The 17,281-nt window shown below is 71.7% G+C and carries 14 protein-coding genes; 4 read left to right on the top strand and 10 right to left on the bottom strand.

The genetic code is table 11. From position 1 onward, the window contains the following. Positions 1–26: 26 nt before the first annotated feature. From AB0J53_RS38160 to AB0J53_RS38135, 6 genes are all read right to left on the bottom strand, one after another. Entirely contained in the window at positions 27–1,472 is a 1,446-nt protein-coding gene (locus AB0J53_RS38160; RefSeq protein ID WP_364181470.1) for an extracellular solute-binding protein, read from the bottom strand. Beyond that, positions 1,469–2,782 (bottom strand): nucleotide disphospho-sugar-binding domain-containing protein, encoded by a 1,314-nt coding sequence (locus AB0J53_RS38155; protein WP_364181467.1) that lies wholly within the window; start codon positions 2,780–2,782, stop codon positions 1,469–1,471. Before AB0J53_RS38155 ends, AB0J53_RS38160 begins: the two co-directional genes overlap by 4 nt. A 16-nt stretch (positions 2,783–2,798) precedes the next feature. Next, a complete protein-coding gene (locus AB0J53_RS38150; RefSeq protein WP_357592984.1) occupies positions 2,799–5,114 on the bottom strand; it encodes an excinuclease ABC subunit UvrA in 2,316 nt (771 codons plus the stop codon). Positions 5,115–5,197: 83 nt separating this feature from the next. After that, positions 5,198–6,832, bottom strand: coding sequence for an MFS transporter (locus AB0J53_RS38145; protein WP_364181463.1), 1,635 nt, complete (start codon positions 6,830–6,832; stop codon positions 5,198–5,200). A gap of 41 nt (positions 6,833–6,873) precedes the next feature. Continuing rightward, positions 6,874–8,244 carry a condensation domain-containing protein gene (locus AB0J53_RS38140; protein WP_364181460.1) on the bottom strand — a complete coding sequence of 457 codons (1,371 nt, stop codon included), beginning with the start codon at positions 8,242–8,244 and terminating at the stop codon, positions 6,874–6,876. A 99-nt stretch (positions 8,245–8,343) separates the two neighbouring features. Further along, positions 8,344–9,657: a nucleotide sugar dehydrogenase gene (locus tag AB0J53_RS38135; RefSeq protein WP_364181457.1), complete on the bottom strand. Its 1,314-nt coding sequence runs from the start codon at positions 9,655–9,657 to the stop codon at positions 8,344–8,346. A 198-nt stretch (positions 9,658–9,855) separates the two neighbouring features. On the opposite strand from AB0J53_RS38135, the gene rfbH reads away from it, so the two are divergent. After that, positions 9,856–11,160: a lipopolysaccharide biosynthesis protein RfbH gene (gene rfbH / locus AB0J53_RS38130; RefSeq protein WP_219508699.1), complete on the top strand. Its 1,305-nt coding sequence runs from the start codon at positions 9,856–9,858 to the stop codon at positions 11,158–11,160. 49 nt (positions 11,161–11,209) lie between these two features. Next, the gene (locus AB0J53_RS38125) at positions 11,210–12,244 is read left to right on the top strand and encodes a glucose-1-phosphate thymidylyltransferase (protein WP_364181453.1); all 1,035 of its coding nucleotides are present in this window, start codon (positions 11,210–11,212) and stop codon (positions 12,242–12,244) included. 149 nt (positions 12,245–12,393) lie between these two features. Here AB0J53_RS38125 and AB0J53_RS38120 read toward each other — a convergent pair whose 3' ends face one another. Beyond that, positions 12,394–12,804, bottom strand: coding sequence for an SgcJ/EcaC family oxidoreductase (locus tag AB0J53_RS38120; protein ID WP_357592992.1), 411 nt, complete (start codon positions 12,802–12,804; stop codon positions 12,394–12,396). 224 nt (positions 12,805–13,028) lie between these two features. Between AB0J53_RS38120 and AB0J53_RS38115 the strand changes: the two genes are divergently transcribed. Together AB0J53_RS38115 and AB0J53_RS38110 are read left to right on the top strand one after the other, a co-directional pair. After that, positions 13,029–13,304: a phosphopantetheine-binding protein gene (locus AB0J53_RS38115; RefSeq protein WP_246645785.1), complete on the top strand. Its 276-nt coding sequence runs from the start codon at positions 13,029–13,031 to the stop codon at positions 13,302–13,304. A gap of 72 nt (positions 13,305–13,376) precedes the next feature. Further along, the gene (locus AB0J53_RS38110) at positions 13,377–14,561 is read left to right on the top strand and encodes an acyl-CoA dehydrogenase family protein (RefSeq protein WP_364181448.1); all 1,185 of its coding nucleotides are present in this window, start codon (positions 13,377–13,379) and stop codon (positions 14,559–14,561) included. 50 nt (positions 14,562–14,611) lie between these two features. Here AB0J53_RS38110 and AB0J53_RS38105 read toward each other — a convergent pair whose 3' ends face one another. From AB0J53_RS38105 to AB0J53_RS38095, 3 genes are all read right to left on the bottom strand, one after another. Next, entirely contained in the window at positions 14,612–15,583 is a 972-nt protein-coding gene (locus AB0J53_RS38105) for a prephenate dehydrogenase (protein WP_364181445.1), read from the bottom strand. A gap of 120 nt (positions 15,584–15,703) precedes the next feature. Then, the gene (locus tag AB0J53_RS38100) at positions 15,704–16,636 is read right to left on the bottom strand and encodes a hypothetical protein (RefSeq protein WP_364181443.1); all 933 of its coding nucleotides are present in this window, start codon (positions 16,634–16,636) and stop codon (positions 15,704–15,706) included. 93 nt (positions 16,637–16,729) lie between these two features. Further along, complete coding sequence (locus tag AB0J53_RS38095) at positions 16,730–17,275, bottom strand: hypothetical protein (RefSeq protein WP_364181440.1); 546 nt, start codon at positions 17,273–17,275, stop codon at positions 16,730–16,732. Positions 17,276–17,281 lie beyond the last annotated feature (6 nt).

The raw sequence follows: 17,281 nt of genomic DNA, 5'->3' as shown, positions 1-17,281 counted from the left end.
AGCGGCCCTTCTCCCTCGCCCGGGTATCAGCGGTTCAGCTTGAGCTGCACCACCTTCTCCAGGTCGGCGGCCGAGTAGTCGCGCCCCGCCGAGGCGGTGCTGAACGACTCCACGGCCAGGCTGTGCCCGGGGCTCGTCGCCGGGTTGCGGAAGCCCGTGCCGATCGCGTACGCGTTGTACTCGTCCAGCAGCTTCTGCGCCTCCGCGGTGGCGGCCGTGAAGCGCGCCAGCGGGTCGGCCCCCCGCGTCAGCACGTCGTCCATCGCCCGCGTCATGACGTCCTGGTTGCCGGCGAAGTCGCCGAACAGCGCGCCCCGCGACACCGGCACCGGCCCGCCGCCGGGCAGCGCCCTGCTGGGGTACCTGCTGACGTGCTCGTAGCCGAGCCGGTGGTACGGGTGCTGGTCGAACCAGCCCTCGTCCTCCAGCAGCCGGTAGGAGGCGTGCGTGATCGGGATGAAGCTGCTGAACTTGTGCCGGTCGGCCGCGTTGCGCGGATTGTGCAGGAACTGGATGAGCGCGAGCGCGCCGTCCTGCGTGTCCGCGTCGAGGCCGTTCGCCAGCCACAGCGACGTGCCCGCCACCGCGTTGCCCACGTACGGCACCTCGCCGTTGTACGGGAAGACGCCCACCTCGACGTCGAACCCGTTCTTGTGCGCCGCCTGCACCATGTAGTTGACGTCGTTGGACGAGGTCAGCCTGATCGCCACGTCACGCTCGGCGAAGGCCCGGAACGTGCCCGCCCAGTCGGGGATCTTGCCGGTGTAGAGGCAGTGGCCGCGCGCGTGCAGCCGCCGCCACCACTCCACCCACGCCAGCATCTCCTCCGAGGCCAGGTACGCCGTGGTGGCCCGCCCCGACCGGCCGTTGTCGTTGTCCACCAGCAGCCCGCCCTGCGTGGCCAGCGCCTGCTGGAAGAACGTGCCGTGGTTGGACCAGGTGATGGGGAACGCCGGCCGCTCGCCGCGCAGCCCGGCGATCCGCTCGCACACCTCGTCGACCTCGGCCCACGTCTGCGGCAGCTCCGTCACGCCGGCCGCCCGCAGCATCCCCTTGTTGGCGAACAGCAGGCTCGTCGTGCCGCCGGACGGCATCGAGGTGAGATCCCCGTCGAGCGAGTAGTACTCGCGGAAGGCCGGCAGCAGGTCGTCGATCACCACCGGCTCGCCCAGGATCTCCGTCCGGCCGCCGATCGCCCGCTCCAGCGACGTGAACACCGGCTCCCCGTCGGGCCCGGCCAGGTCGCGGGCGGCCTGGCCCATGTAGAAGTAGTACTCGGCCACGGCCGGCCGCTGCCCGCTCGCCGCCGCCTGCGCGACCTGGAGCGGGAAGGTCCAGAAGTCCTTGCCCTCGATGTTCACCTCGTAGTCGGGATGGGCCCGCTCGAAGTCCCTGCCCTGCTCCCGCCACCGGTCCATCCATCCGGGAAAGGTCAGGTCCGGCACCCACACGTCCAGCACGATCTTCTTCATGCGATCCCCCGGTGTTGCGCGGTCAGCTTCTCCAGGTCGGGCACGATGTCCGACGGGCTCGGGCGGTCCAGCCACTCCTCGTGCAGGGCGTCGGCGCCCGCCTTGTACGCCGGGTCCTCCAGCGTGCTGACGATCAGCGCGCGGACCTCCTCGGCGGACTGCTTCTGGTGGTCGAGCCGGAACCCGGCGCCCCGGCCGACGATGTACGAGGCGGCGATCGGCGACAGGATGTGCCGCTCGGGGATGACGCTGCCGCCCTCCTCGGTGAACTCCAGGCGCTGCGACTCGTCCGTGTCGGCGATGATCTGCGGCACGTTGGCGGCGACGGAGGCCCAGAACGTGCCGCTGGAGCCGTGGTTGATGCTGGCCGAGCAGGTCGGCAGCAGCTGCGAGAGCGGCACGTAGTCCACGACGCGGACGTTGTCCGGGATCGGCGGCAGGCCGACGAGCTGGTTGGCGTCGAGCGTGGCGACGAGCTCGACGTCGAGGTCGGCCACCGCCTCCAGGATCTTCGGGGTGCGCCATTCGCCCTGGTGGTAGGTGCGGGTCGACAGGCCCAGCGACAGGGCGATCCGGGGCCGCTCGGGCGGCCCGTACAGCCAGGAGGGTTTGACGCCGCCGCCGTTGTACGGGATCCAGCGCACCGGCAGCGACGTGAGCGTGGTCGAGACGCGCATCTCGGGCGGCAGCGGATCCACCGTCCACTGGCCGAGCAGCAGCTCCTCGTCCACCTCGACGCCGTAGCGCTCGGCCAGCGGGCGGACCGCGGCGGCCAGCGGGTTGCCGGCGGCGGCCGGGCCGCGCGCGGCGAACAGCTCGGTGGCCCAGCCGCTGTAGTCGGGGCCCATGATGACGCGCGCGTGCGCCGCGCCGGCCGCGCGTGCCGCCACGGCGCCGCCGGGGAACCACGGGTCCCACAGCACCAGGTCGGGCCGCCAGGCGAGCGCGAACTCCACCAGCGCCACGTTGTCCGCGCTCGGCTCCGGCGGCAGGTGGTACTTGGCCGCCGACAGCAGGAACTGGTAGAAGACGTCCCAGCTGTCGCGGTCGGCCGGGGAGACGCCCAGCTCCGCCGCCAGCCGGTCCATCTCGGGCACGTTCGGCGCCAGGTCGGGCCGGGCCCAGCCCTGCGCGGTCGTCTCCGGGACGCCGCACACCACCGCCGTCAGCCCGGCGGCGGTGATGTCGTCCTCGGCGCCCGGCGGGCACGCGATGACGACCTCGTGCCCGGCGGTCTGCAGCGCGTGGGCGTACGGGACGGCCGGGAACAGATGGCATCTCTGGGGCCAGACGGTGAGCATCACTCGCATGGAGGCTCCTTGGGATCTAGAGATGTGCGTGGGTCGACCGGTAGCGCCTCAGGTGCTCGCCGGTGAGGGAGTCGGGGGACTGCAGGAGTTCCAGCGGGGTCCCGGTGAACACGATGCGGCCGCCGTCCTTGCCGCCGTCGGGGCCCAGGTCGATGACGTGGTCCGCCTGCTGGACGACGTCCAGGTTGTGCTCGATGGCCACCACGGTGTCGCCCTGGCGGACCAGCGTGTCGAGGAGCGTGAGCAGGGTGGTGATGTCTGACATGTGCAGGCCGGTGGTGGGCTCGTCCAGGACGTAGACGGTGCCGGTGCGGTGCAGTTGCGCGGCCAGCTTGATGCGCTGCAGCTCGCCGCCCGACAGCGTGCTGAGCGGCTGCCCGAGAGTCAGGTAGTCGAGGCCGACGTCCGTGAGCGCCCGCAGCTTGCGGCGCAGCGCGGGCTGCGTGAACGCGTCGACGGCCTGCTCGGCGGGCAGCGCCAGCACGTCGGCGATGGATCTGCCGTCGAGCCGGTGCGCGAGCACGTCCTGGTGGAACCTGCTGCCGTCGCAGGCGGTGCAGCGGACGGTGACCGGGTCCATGTAGGCGAGCTCGGTGATGATGACGCCGCGGCCCTGGCACTCGGCGCAGGCGCCTTCGGAGTTGAAGCTGAACAGGCTCGCCGGCTGCCCGCTGGCCTGCGCGAACAGCTTCCTGATCGGGTCCATCAGGCCCAGGTACGTGGCCGGCGTGGAGCGGGCGGAGGCGGCGATGGGCGACTGGTCGACGTAGACGGCCTCGGGGTACGCGCGGGTGAACACGTCGGCGATCAGCGTGCTCTTGCCCGAGCCCGCGACGCCGGTGACCACCGTCAGCACGCCGAGGGGGATGTCCACCGACACGTCCTTGAGGTTGTGCAGGGTGGCCCCGGTGATCGGCAGGACGCCGCGCGGCTGCCGGAACTCGGTCTTCATCGTGGTCGCCGCGCGCAGGCCCCGGCCGGTGGGCGTGTCGGCCTCGCGCAGCCCCGCGAACGAGCCGGTGTAGACGATCTCGCCGCCGTGCGCGCCCGCCCCGGGGCCGAGGTCCACGACGTGGTCGGCGATGGCGATGACGTCCGGGTCGTGCTCGACGACGAGCACGGTGTTGCCCTGGTCGCGCAGCGTGCGCAGCAGGTCGTTGAGCCGTCCCACGTCACGCGGGTGCAGGCCGACGCTGGGCTCGTCGAAGACGTACGTCATCCCGGTCAGCGTGCTGCCCAGGTAGCGGACCAGCTTGAGCCGCTGGCCCTCGCCGCCCGACAGCGTCGAGGTGGCGCGGTCCAGGCTGAGGTAGCCGAGCCCGATCGCCGCCACGCGCCGCAGCGCCACCGCGGCCGAGCGGGCGATGGGGGTGGCCACCGGGTCGTCGATGCCGTCGAGCACCTCGATCAGGTCGGTGACCTGCATGCGGGTCCACTCGGCGATGTTGCGCCCGCCGATCGTGGTCGCCAGCGCCGCCGGGTTCAGCCGCGCGCCGTCGCAGTCGGGGCAGACGCCCTCGGAGATGAACCGCTGGATCGTCTCGCGGGTCCGCTCGCTGGTCTTGCTCATGTCGCGCTTGACGCCCAGCCGGGTGAACCGGTCGAGCAGGCCCTCGTAGTTCGTCTTGTACGAGCCGCTCTTCGTGGTGAGCTGGACCTTGCCGCCGGTGCCGTGGAGGAAGAAGTCCATCTCCTCCCGCGTGTAGTCGCGCACCGGCTTGGCCGGGTCGAGCTTGCCGCTGTTGGCGTACAGCTGCCAGTCGGGGGTGCCGACGCCGTAGCCGGGGACCAGGATCGCGCCGTCGGCCAGCGACTTGTCGCGGTCCAGCATCAGGTCCACGTCCGCGCGGACGCTGCGGCCGAGGCCGTCGCAGCCGGTGCACATGCCGCGCGGGTTGTTGAAGGAGTATGTCGAGGCCAGGCCGTCGGTGGGCGTGCCGTAGCGGGCGAACAGGGACCGGATGACGGAGTAGATGTCGGTGATCGTCCCCACCGTGGAGCGGGCGTTGCCGCCGAGCGGCTTCTGGTCCACGACGACCGGCGGCGTGAGGTTCTCGATGGCGTCGGCCAGCGGGCGCTCGTATTTGGGCAGCTGGTTGCGGATGAACCACGGGTAGGTGCCGTTGAGCTGCCGCTGGGCCTCCACCGCCACGGTGTCGAAGACGATGGACGACTTGCCGGACCCCGACACGCCGGTGAAGACGGTGATCTGGTTCTTCGGGATGGTGAGGGACACGTCCTTGAGGTTGTGCTCCCGCGCCCCGGTGATCCTGATGACGTCGAGGCTGGGGGAGACGGCCGGCGCGGGGGCCGGGTCTGCTGTGACGCTCACTGGTGCTCCTGTTCCTGCGGGGCGCGGGAGACACGGTGATCCGGCCGAGGTGTTCCGATCCCCGGCCGGATCACTGGCCCGCGCTACTTGGCTGCGGTCTCGGCCACCGGCTGGTCCGCCCCGGCGGGGGCGGCGCCGGGCTCGCCGGCCTGCTCGCCGTCGCCCGGCTGCTCGCCGCCGTCCGGCTGGTCGCCGGTGGGCGGGGCGTGCCGGAGCGCGATGGCGGCCACGGTGGCCAGGACGAGCGCGACGACGGCGCTGGCGACGGCGGTGGAGTTCATCGCCGAGGTGAACGCCTCGCGGGCGGCGGTGAGCAGCTGCGCCGCCACCGGCCCCGTCACCTGCTCGACGGCCGTGTAGGCGCCGGCGATGCTCTCCTGGGCGGTCCGCGCCGCCTCGGCGGGCACGCCCGCGGGCAGGCCGCCGCTGAGGCTGCTCTGGTAGACGGCGGTGCCGACGCTGCCCATGACCGCGATGCCGAACGCGATGCCGAACTCGCCGCTGGTCTCCGACATCGCCGACGCCGACCCGGCCTTCTCCGGCGGCACGGACCCGATGATGAGCCCGGTGCCGAGCGCGCCCATCGGGCCCGCGCCGAGCGAGCTGACGATGAGGCCGGTGACCAGCAGCGCGACGCCCGCCGAGCTGCCGACCTGGGTCAGCAGCAGGTAGCCGACCGCGGTGACCACGAGGCCGCCGGCGATCACGTACCCGGGCCTGATCTTGCGGGCGACGGCGGGGGCCGCCATCACGCCGAAGATGGTGGCGATGGTCGAGGGCACCAGCCAGGCGCCCGCCTGCAGCGGCGAGAGGCCCTCGACCGTCTGCAGGTAGAGGTTGACCAGCAGGTACGTGCCGCTCATGATGCCGCCGCCCACCATGATCACCAGGGCGGCGCTGAACGAGCGGTTGGCGAACAGCCGCAGGTCGAGCAGGGGGCTGGCGAGGCTGCGCTGGCGCTGCACGAACAGCACGCCGACGATGAGGCCGACGGCGACGGCGGTGATGTTCACCGGCTGCCAGCCGCTCCTGGCGACCTCCTTGAGCCCGTAGATGACGGGCAGGATCGCGCCGAGCGACAGGGCCACGCTGACCAGGTCGACCCGGCCGCTCTCGGCGTCGCGGTATTCGGGCAGCAGCTTCGGCCCCGCCAGCAGGAGCAGCGCCATGACCGGCACGCCCAGCAGGAAGACCGAGCCCCACCAGAAGTTCACCAGCAGCACGCCGCCGACGACGGGGCCGATCGCCATGCCGCCCATGAAGCAGCTCATCCACACGGCGATGGCGACGCCCATCTGCTGGGGGTTCTTGAACATCACGCCGAGCAGCGACATGGTGGACGGCATCAGCGTGGCGCCGGCGATGCCCATGAGCGCCCGGGAGACGATCAGCATCTCCGCGCTGGTCGAGTACGCGGCGGCCACGGAGGCGGCGGCGAACGCGACGGCGCCGATCAGCAGCAGTCTGCGCCGGCCGACCCGGTCGCCCACCGTGCCCATCGTGACCAGGAACCCGGCGATCAGGAAGCCGTAGATATCGGTGATCCAGAGCTGCTGGGTCGCGCTCGCGCCCAGGTCCTGGCTCAGGTGCGGCAGCGCCAGGTACAGCGCGCTCATGTCCAGCGACAGCAGCAGGGTCGGCAGGGCCAGCACGGCCAGGCCGATCCACTCCTTGCGACCGGCCCGCACATCGGACCCGGCGCCGGAGCTCACATCCATGGGAGATCCTTCCGTCTGGGGGGTTTCCAGGGCCCTCGGCCCTAGTGCAGGGGGGAATCCGGAGTGGTGACGACGGCTCGCAGGACGGTGGTGAACTCCGAGGCCCAGGCGGCCATCGTGTCCGGGTTCCACAGGTTGGTGTTGTAGCCGAGAGTGCCGATGATCTCCCCGGCCGGTGTGATGTTGAGCTCGCACAGCGCGCCGTCCGGGATGTCGCCGCCGGACGGCTGCGACAGCAGGCGGGGCACCTCGGCGTACTCGACGTCGCCGACGCGCTCGCCGTTCATCGCGAACGGCGAGTGGAAGACCTGGAACAGGAACAGCCCGCCGTCGTCGGCCGCCGCCGTGCTCATGAGCTGCGGGGCCTGCGCGACGATCTGCGAGAACGGGATGTCGTGCGCGTAGCTCTCCAGGCAGCTCGCCCGCACGAGCCGGGCCACGTCGCCGAACGTGTCGCAGCCCGTCAGGTCGGCGCGCAGCGGCACGAAGTTGAAGAACGACCCGACGGTCTGGTGGAAGCGCATCGCGGTGCGCCCGGTGGTGAACGTCGGCACCACGACGTCGCTGACGCCGGTGATGCGGCGCAGCACGATCGCGTGGGCGGCGAACAGCACCATGAACGGCGAGCAGCGCAGCTTCGCCGCCGCCTTCCTCGTCGCGGCGCTCAGCTCGGCGCCGACGGTGAAGCGGTGCCAGCCGGTGGTCTTGGGCAGCCCGGCCGAGCGGGGGTGGTCGGTGGGGAAGGTGAGCATCTCGGCGCCGCTCAGCTTCTCCCCCCAGAACGCGCGCGCCCCGTCCAGCTCGTCGGAGGCGGCCCGCTCCCGCTCCCACGCCGCGTACTCGCGGTACTGCGGCGGCGGGGGCGGCAGCTCCACCGGGTGCCCGCGCCGGACGGCGTAGCAGAGCGCCACCTCGCGCATGATCACGTGCATCGACCACGCGTCGGCGGCGGTGTGGTGGACGGCCAGCACGAGCACCGCGTCGGCCGGGTCGAAGCGGCCGAGCACGGCGCGCAGCAGCGGCACCGACGTCGCGCTGTAGGAGCCGGACTCCACCTCGTTGACCAGCTCGCTGGCCCGCAGGTCACGCGCGTCCTCTTCGGTGTCCGACAGGTCGCGCACCTCCAGCTCCACCGGCCCCGGCGGCATGATCCGCTGGTGGCTGTCGCCGGGCTCGCGGACGAGCAGCGTCCGCAGCGCCTCGTGCCGCGCCACGACGTCGCCCAGGGCCGCCCGCAGCGTCCCGTCGTCGACCTCGCCGCGCACCCGGCAGGCGTAGAAGATGTTGTACGCCGGTCCGAACGGCCCCGAGTCGTCACCCTCGTCGAAGACGGACAGGAATTCCTGGTTGAGGGAAAGCGGAACGCGGCTCACCGGCTCGCTCGGCGTGTTCAGGATTTCGGTGACGCTCACCACGGGTCCCTTCACTGAAATTCGCCGCAAGGCGCGTCCCGGACGGACTGAAAGAATATCCGCGACGCACTTTCCGGACTTATTCTGGATTGCTGTCTTTCACCGGCCGATGCCCAGGTAGAGGTAACCGAGCCGGCGCAGTTCGGCGATCTTTTCCTTGCTGTAGTAGGCCCGGCCGTCGAGAATGAGGCAGTTGCCCGCCACCGGCAGCGCCGCGTAGTCGATGTCCGCGAAGTCGTGGTGGTTCGCCATGATGGCCACGCAGTCGGCGTCGCGGACCGTCTCGTCGAGGGACTCGGTCGGGGCGATGCCGAACAGCGTCTCGGCCTGGAACGGGTCGACCAGCGGATCGTGCAGCCTGACCGTCGCGCCGGCCTTGAGCAGGGCGGTGACGACGCCCTCGACGGGGGTCGCGCGCAGGTCGCCGGTGTTGTTCTTGAAGGCCGCGCCGAGGATGGCGACGGTCGCCGTGGCCGGGTCCTTGCCCTGGCCGACCAGCGTGTCGATGATGAGCTGGCTGGCGTGCTCGGGCATGCCGAGGTTGACCTTGCGGCCGGTCGGCGGCGTGTGGAGCTCGACGCCGCGGCGGCGGGCGGCGTGCCAGACCATCCACGGGTCCTTGACCAGGCACGAGCCGCCGACCCCCACGCTGGGCAGCAGGATGTTGACCTTGCTCTTGCCCTTGGTGATCGTGTTCGCGGCGGCGATCACGTCCAGGACGTCGACGTCGTAGGCGGCGCAGAACTTGGCCAGCTCGTTGGCCAGCGCGATGTTCAGGTCGATCCACCAGTTGTCGGCCAGCTTGACGATCTCGGCAGCCTCGGGGGAGTCCTGGGTGATCACCTCGACGCCGAGCGCCTGCCGCCAGAACAGGGCGGCGTCCGCCGTGCTGTCGTCGTCGACGCCGCCCACCACGATCGGCAGCGAGCGCAGCTCCCGCAGCGCGGTCCCCTCGGCGAACCGCTCCGGCGTGAAGGCGAGGTTGAAGTCCACGCCGCAGGCCAGGCCGCCGCCCTCCAGCAGCGGCCGGACGAAGTCGCGCGTCGTGCCGGGCGGGACCGTGCTCTTGACCAGCACGAGCTGCCCGGCCCGCAGATGCCGGCCCACCTGCTCGGACGCCTGCCCGAGCTGGTCCTCCACCATGGAGCCGTCGGTGCGCACCGGCGTGCCGACCGCCAGCAGCAGCACGTCGGCGTCGCGGACCGCCGCGAAACTCGTCGTCAGCCGCAGCCGGCCGGCCATGATGGCGGCCTCCAGCAGCGGGGCCAGGCCGTCCTCCTGATAGCGGCAGTGGCCCTCGGTCAATTCCTCGATCAGCCTGGCGTTGGTGTCGATGCCGATCACGTCCCACCCGCGCTCGGCGAGGATGGCGGCGTAACAGGAGCCGACGTAGCCGAGTCCGATGACCGCCACTTTCGGCTGCTCGTTTTCCCGCAGGCATCGCATGAACGTTCCCCCTTTAGGGCGACCGGTCGAAATTCCTGTTGCCAGCACAACGCAATTCCCGGCGCCGCGCATCTTGTGGGTTGCCTGGCCGGGCGCAATACAGGAGATGCGACAGGAATGGAGGTGGCCGATGCTGTGGAGTGGTGCATCGACGAAGGGCGTGAGATGAACGAACACAAGGCGTTGATCCTCGACGAGGTGCGTAAATACCACGCCGATGTGGCACCCTCCGGGGATTTCGAGCCGGGCGTCACCGAGATCTGGCCCACCGGGGCCGTGCACGACGTGGCGGACCGGCTGGCGCTGGTCGAGGCCGCCCTCGACCTCCGCGTCGCCGGCGGCACCAGGGCCAGGAAGTTCGAATCGGTCTTCGCGCGCAAGATGAAGCGGCGCAAGGCGCACCTGACCAACTCGGGCTCCTCCGCCAACCTGCTGGCGGTGTCGGCGCTGACCTCCCACCGGCTGGAGGACGCCCGGCTGCGGCCCGGCGACGAGGTGATCACCGTCGCGGCGGCGTTCCCGACCACGGTCAACCCGATCCTGCAGAACGGGCTCGTCCCGGTCTACGTGGACGTGGAGCTCGGCACGTACAACCCGACCGTCGACATGGTCGCCCGGGCCATCGGCCCGAAGACGCGCGCCATCATGATCGCGCACACCGTCGGCAACCCGTTCGCCGTCGCCGAGATGGCCGAACTGGCCGCCGAGCACGAGCTCTTCCTCATCGAGGACAGCTGCGACGCCGTCGGCTCCACCTACGACGGCGAGCCCGTCGGCACCTTCGGCGACCTCACCACCGTGAGCTTCTACCCGGCCCACCACATGACGATGGGCGAGGGCGGCTGCGTGCTGACCTCCAGCCTGCTGCTGTCACGCATCGTCGAGTCGCTGCGCGACTGGGGCCGCGACTGCTGGTGCGAGCCCGGCGAGAGCAACACGTGCCTGAAGAGGTTCAACTACCAGATGGGCACGCTGCCGCACGGCTACGACCACAAGTACATCTACTCGCACGTCGGCTACAACCTGAAGATCACCGAACTGCAGGCCGCGCTCGGCCTGAGCCAGCTCGGCAAGCTCGACGACTTCTGCGCCGCCCGCCGCCACAACTGGCGCCGGCTGCGCGAGGGCCTCGAAGGCGTCCCGCACCTGATCCTGCCCGAGGCCACCCCCCGCTCCGACCCGAGCTGGTACGGCTTCGTCCTCACCGTCGACCCGGCCGCGCCGTTCGACGCCAAGGAACTCGTGGACTTCCTGGAGGACCGCAAGATCGGCACCCGCCGCCTCTTCGCCGGCAACCTGCTGCGCCACCCCGCCTACCTCGACCGCGACCACCGCGTGGTGGGCGAGCTGACCAACACCGACATCATCACCACCCACACCTTCCACGTCGGCGTGTACCCCGGACTGACCGACCAGATGATCGACTACGTGGTCGCGTCGATCAAGGAGTTCGTCGCCGCGCGCGGATGACCGTGTGACAGAAGCCGAGAAGGTGATTCCTCATGGGCCGGACCGACGCATGAAGGCCTTGGTGCTGTCCGGCGGGTCCGGCACCCGTCTGCGTCCCTTCAGCTACTCGATGCCGAAACAGCTCATCCCCATCGCCAACCGTCCCGTGCTGGAGCACGTGCTGGTGAACATCCGCGACCTGGGCGTGACCGAGATCGGCGTCGTCGTCGGCTCCTGGGCCGCGGAGATCGCCGCGGTCGTCGGGGACGGCTCGTCGCTCGGCCTGCGCGTCACCTACATCCGGCAGGACGAGCCGCTCGGGCTCGCCCACGCCGTGCGGCTGGCCCGCGGTTTCCTCGGCGACGACGACTTCGTGCTCTACCTGGGCGACATCATGCTGCCCGACGGGGTCGTCGGCGTCGCCGCCGACTTCCGCGCCCGGCGGCCCGCCGCGCACGTCGTCGCCCAGCGGGTGCCGGACCCGAGGGCGTTCGGCGTCGTCGAGCTCGGGCCCGGCGGGAACGTGCGGCGGCTCGTCGAGAAACCGCGCCACCCGCGCAGCGACCTCGCCATGGTGGGCGTGTACTTCTTCACCGCCGCCGTGCACGAGGCCGTCGACGCCATCGCCCCCAGCCGGCGCGGCGAGCTGGAGATCACCGACGCCGTCCAGTGGCTCGTCTCCCACGGGCGGCCCGTCCGGGCGACCGAGTACCAGGGCTTCTGGAAGGACACCGGCAAGCCCGACGACGTGCTCGAATGCAACCGGCGGCTGCTCGCCGAGCTCGGCGGCCGCGTCGAGCTCGGCCCCATGACCAGGACCACGCGCTCGCGCATCGACGGCCCGGTCATCGTCGGGGCCAACACCGTCATCGAGGACTGCCTCATCGGGCCGAACGTCTCGATCGGCCGCGACTGCGTGCTGCGCGGGACCCGGCTGAGCGACTCCATCGTGCTCGACGGCGCCTCCATCCTGGAGGTGCCCGGCATGCACGGCTCCATCGTCGGCCGCTCGGCCGTCATCGAGCCGGCCGGCTCGCCCGCGATCCCGTACCGCCTGCTGGTCGGCGACAACACCCGCGTCGAGATCGCCCCCGTGGCCCGCTGACCCCCGCGCCCCCGTCCCCGGTACGTCCTCTCCCCCCGGGCGCGGGGGCGCGGCGTACTCCCGCACACGGGCGCGGGGGTGCGGCGCACTCCCCGGACATGCGGCGACCGACCGGTGAGGCCGGTCGGTCGGGGCGGGGGAGGAGCGGGTCAGGCTCCGACGGGGGTGTTCTGGTAGGCGGTGATGAGCCACTGGCCGTCCTGCTTGGCCAGCACCCAGGTGGCGCGGACGGCCCGCTCGGGCGCGACCTCGCTCTCGCCGCCGGCGAGCACGCCGCCCTTGGTGACCAGCACCGCGGCGTCCGGGCCGAGGAACTTGGCCGACACGGGCTCGCCGAACACCCGCGTGCCCTTGAGCGGCCCGGCGTAGGCGGCGCTCATGTACGCCCGGATGCCCTCGCGGCCGGCGACGTAGACGTCACCGGGCAGGATCATGGTGGCGTCCTCGGTGAAGACGCCGGCGAAGGCGTCACCGTCGTTGGCGGCCCAGGCGGCGATGATGCGCCGCGGCACCTCGCGCACGGCGGTCGTGTCGTCGGCGGTGATCGTTGTGACGCTCATGGGATCGTCCTCCACTCAGCGGCTGATAAACACCCTCCGTGACCATAACTCCGCGCCCTTCGCCGCCTTTCTCCTGCCGTGCCGAAGGGCGCCGGCATTTTCCCGCATTCTCAAAGATGTACGCGCCGCCGCCGCCTGTGACGATATCCGCAAGAACCGGTATTCAGGGCGGGTATCCGTTCGCGGGCCCTTTCATTGGGGAATTCAGCAGTGGAGGACACCGGATGACTGACAATCGGGCAGGCGAGCTGAGTTTCGCTCTGATCGAGGAGAAGGTCGGAAAGATCTGGCGCACCGTCTTGGACGTGCCGGACGACATGGCCGACGCCACGTTCTTCGACCTGGAAGGCGAGTCGATCTCCGCGATCCGCATCGTGTCGCGCATCGAGGACGAACTGGGCGTCGAGCTCGAGGTGGGTGACATCTTCGAGGAGGACCCCAACGTGGGCGCGCTGGTGCTCAGGGTCGCCGCCGCGGCGAAGGTCTCGTCCCTCGCCTGAACGCGCCGACGGCGCGAGCTTCTGACCGCTGGGACACGCGGCCCAGCCCCGAGGGAACAGTAGGAGGAAATGGTGGCGACGACGACCGAGGTTCCGGCGCGGGAAGAGCTGGTGAAGCGGGTGTCCGCGCTCGCGCCGGCGCTCCGGGCCAAGTCGGCCTGGAACGAGCAGAACCGGCGCCTCCACGAGGAGTCGATCGAGGCCCTGGCCGACGCCGGCGTCTTCAGGATGCGGGTTCCGGCCCGCTTCGGCGGCTACGAGTGCGACACGCGCACGCTGGTCGACGTGGGCGCGGAGCTGGGCCAGGCCGACGGGTCCACCGCGTGGACGGCGTCGGTCTACTGGATTCCGACGTGGATGGTCTGCCTGTTCCCGGACGAGGTGCAGGCCGAGGTGTTCTCGACGCCGGACGTGCGCGTCTGCGGCACGCTGAGCCCGACCGCGATGGCGGCCCCGGCGAACGGCGGCGTGGTGGTCAACGGCAAGTGGGGGTTCGTCAGCGGCGCCTGGCACAGCCACTGGCAGGAGATCGTGGCCATCCAGGTGGGCCCGGACCAGGAGCCCATGCCCATCATGGCGCTGGTGCCCACGTCCGAGCTGAAGATCATCGACGACTGGCACACGACCGGGCTCCAGGGCACCGGCAGCGTCAGCACGGTGGCCGAGAACGTGTTCGTCCCGGCCGAGCGGGTGCTCCCGCTGCCTGCCGTCCTGCAGGAGCAGTACGCGTCGCAGCTGAACGCCGGCATCCCGATCTACCGGGCGCCGATGCTCCCCGTGGCCTCGGCCTCCTCGGTCGGCACGCTGCTGGGGCTGGCGAAGGCGGCGAAGACGGCGTTCCTGGAGCGCCTGCCCGGCCGCAAGATCACCTACACGGGCTACGAGCAGCAGAGCGAGGCGCCGCTCACCCATCTGCAGGTCGCCTCCGCCGCGCTGAAGATCGACCAGGCGCAGTTCCACGCGGAGCGGCTGGCGGCCACGGTCGACGGCAAGAGCGAGCGCGGCGAGGCGTGGACGCTGGAGGAGCGGGCCCGGGTCCGCGCCGACATGGGCGCGGTGTGCGCGCTGGCCAAGGAGGCCGCGGACATCTTCGCCTCGGCCAGCGGCGGCTCGTCCCTCTACTCCGACGTGCCGATCCAGCGCATCCTGCGTGACGTGCACAGCGCCAACCTGCACGCGCTCATGCACCCCAACACCAACACCGAGCTGTACGGCAGGGTCCTGTGCGGCCTGCCGCCGAACACGCTCTACATCTGACCGGCGTGCCCCGATGCCCCGCTGCCCTCCGGCGGCGGGGCATCGGCTCGTCACGCCGCTTCCAGACCGGCGGCCTCGGCGGCCTCGGCGGGCTCGGCGGCCGCGGGGCCGCGGTCCCGGGCGGCGGGGGCGCAGGCGTCGACGATGAGCTCGCGGCCGAGGTTGCCGCGCACCAGCAGGTCGGCCACGACGCCCCAGCTCGTGCTTCCCTCCGGCGCCCGCAGCGCCTGCGCCACGGCGGTCAGGTCGTCCACGACCTCCTCCAGCACGCCGGCGACGGCGTCGGCGTTGTGCTCCAGGATGTCGATCCACAGCTCGGGCGGGCTGCCGGCCACGCGGGTCACGTCGTACAGCCCCCGGCCGGCCAGGGACAGCAGCTCCGGCTGCCCGGCCGCGTACGCGAACCGGGCGGCCAGCGCCGCCGACAGGACCAGCGGCGCGTGCGAGACCGCCGCGGCGGCCCTGTCGTGGGCGGGCGGCGACAGCAGCGTCACCTGCGCGCCGCAGGCGGCGACGAGGTCGGCCACCGCCCGCACCGCGTACAGGGCGGTGGCCGGGCACGGGCACAGCGCCCACTTGCGGCCGGTGAACAGGCCGGCGCGGGCGGCGGCCGCCCCCGGCGCCTCACGCCCGGCCATCGGGTGGCCGGGGACGTACCGGCTCAGGTCGCACCCGGCCAGCTCGGCGGTCGCCAGGATCCGCGCCTTGGTGCTGGCCACGTCGGTGTAGACGGCTCCCAGCTCTCTGGCCTGCGCGTCGCGCAGCACCTGGGGCACGGCGGACGGCGGGGTCGCGATGACCACGACGTCCGCGGGCGGCTCGTCGACGGTCAGCGGCGCGCCCGCCCCCAGGCGCACCGCCTCGGCCAGCGCACGCGGGTCGTGGTCGGCGAGCCGCACGCGGATCCCCTCGGCACGCAGCGCGAGCGCCACGGAGGTGCCGATCAGCCCGCACCCGATCACCGTGACCCGGCGGAGGGTGGATCGCGTGGTCCCGCTCGTCGTGGACGTCAAGATGGCCATGGTGACCGGTCCTTCCTCAGCATCGGTGCTTCCACTGCCATGCTGCGCCGGACCAGGGCCGAAAAGGGGGCGAGGTGACGTCCGCTTACTGCCGACGGGCAGCACGTTCCTGCCAGCGGGTCACGTCCACGGCGCCACCGGGTACCACGGGATGATCTCCCGCCGGGCCAGGAGCCTGACGTCCCAGTACAGGAACGTGAACACGCCGGCGACGATGAGCGCCGAGGCGGTCAGCACGGCGATCCGGTGCGGCTTGGCGGCCAGCCACCGGTGCACCCGCCCGCCGAACACCACGGCGGTGACCACCAGCAGCACCGCGAGCAGCACGATGTTGCCGATCGACTGCAGCGTGAACGCCGCGGCCCCGTACAGCGGGTTGCCGCTCTCGGCCGCGTCGCGGAACATCGCCCGGAACAGCCCGAACGGGCGGCCGATCAGGAAGCCGCCGATCAGCGCGCCCATGAAGACCGTGCGCGCGCCGGGCCGCCGCTCGAACGGGTCGGGCACCAGCCTGAGCGCGGCCAGCCCCAGGTAGAGCATCGCCAGCCCGACGATCCCGAACACCACCATCGACTGGATGCTGCGCGGCGACAGCCCGCCGGCGACGTTGGCCGCCGTGGAGAACTGCGGCATGCTCGTGCCGACGATCCCGACGAGCGCCCCGTACAGGGCGGAGACGGGGATCATGCCGGCGGCGAGCAGCCCGAGCGGCCGCAGCGCCGCCCGGAACCGCTCGCGGCGCCCGGCGCCGTCGCCGACCAGGGGAGCCAGCGCGCCGAACACCGCGATGTTGCACGCGGTGAACGTGCCGGCCATGCCGGTCACGAACGCGAACACGACCCCCGCCGCGATGCCCGCGATCGGCGCCTCCGCGGCGTCGTGCCCCAGCAGGGTGTCGGCGACGGTGCCGCCGATCGTCTCGTCCACGAACCGGGCCGACCACACGACCGTCAGCAGGAACCCGATCACCGCGCTGACCAGGACGACCCGGCCGCGCCGCACGGTCCGCAGCTCACCGTCGCGCGCCTGCCGGCCGCTCAACGTGTTCGCCATCACCCACCACCGTTCACTCGGAGTGTCACGTACGGTCAGGATGAACGGCGATCTTGGGGGCGATTTCTCCGAGAATGCTTAGTTTGTGGCCATTCATTGCCATACAGTCATTGCCACCAGCGCCACGCCGACCAGCGAGTCCAGCACGAAGCAGAACTCCGCCAGCGACCGCGCCACCACCTTCCCCGTGCGATGGTGGTGGACGTCCCACGCGGCGTGACCGAGCATCCCCGCCGCCACCAGGTACGCGCCCGCGTCCCCGCCGACCGCCAGCGTGACGACCGCGACCAGCCCGAAACCCGCCATCGCCAGCACCTGGCGCGACAGTCCCGCCGCCCGCGTGACCAGCCCGTACGCCGCCAGCCCGGCGGCCACGCCGAGCATCGGCCAGGTCGGGTCGACGCCCGGGAGCAGCGCCTTGGAGACGGCGATGACGGCGAAGCTCACCCCGAACAGCGGCCACGCCGCCGACGGCCGGCCCAGCGCGGCGGCGCCCAGGTAGATCATCCCCGAGGCGGCCAGGACCGGCGCGACCTCCTCCCCGCCCGCCAGCCCGTACACCATCAGCCCGGCCAGCACGATCCCGGCCATGGTGGGCCAGTGGCGCAGCGTCGAGACCCGTTCGGTCGTGTCGTTCACGGCGTC

Source organism: Nonomuraea sp. NPDC049725, assembly GCF_040674795.1.
Classification (GTDB): domain Bacteria; phylum Actinomycetota; class Actinomycetes; order Streptosporangiales; family Streptosporangiaceae; genus Nonomuraea; species Nonomuraea ceibae.
This window is presented reverse-complemented; position numbering and strand designations above follow the sequence as displayed.

Excerpts from the sequence above, each read along its gene's own strand:
- AB0J53_RS38160 (WP_364181470.1), bottom strand. The coding sequence starts at position 1,472 with ATGAAGAAGATCGTGCTGGACGTGTGGGTGCCGGACCTGACCTTTCCC.
- AB0J53_RS38100 (WP_364181443.1), bottom strand. The coding sequence starts at position 16,636 with ATGGCGAACACGTTGAGCGGCCGGCAGGCGCGCGACGGTGAGCTGCGG.
- AB0J53_RS38120 (WP_357592992.1), bottom strand. The coding sequence starts at position 12,804 with ATGAGCGTCACAACGATCACCGCCGACGACACGACCGCCGTGCGCGAG.
- AB0J53_RS38105 (WP_364181445.1), bottom strand. The coding sequence starts at position 15,583 with ATGGCCATCTTGACGTCCACGACGAGCGGGACCACGCGATCCACCCTC.
- rfbH (WP_219508699.1), top strand. The coding sequence starts at position 9,856 with ATGAACGAACACAAGGCGTTGATCCTCGACGAGGTGCGTAAATACCAC.
- AB0J53_RS38155 (WP_364181467.1), bottom strand. The coding sequence starts at position 2,782 with ATGCGAGTGATGCTCACCGTCTGGCCCCAGAGATGCCATCTGTTCCCG.
- AB0J53_RS38125 (WP_364181453.1), top strand. The coding sequence starts at position 11,210 with ATGAAGGCCTTGGTGCTGTCCGGCGGGTCCGGCACCCGTCTGCGTCCC.
- AB0J53_RS38145 (WP_364181463.1), bottom strand. The coding sequence starts at position 6,832 with ATGGATGTGAGCTCCGGCGCCGGGTCCGATGTGCGGGCCGGTCGCAAG.
- AB0J53_RS38115 (WP_246645785.1), top strand. The coding sequence starts at position 13,029 with ATGACTGACAATCGGGCAGGCGAGCTGAGTTTCGCTCTGATCGAGGAG.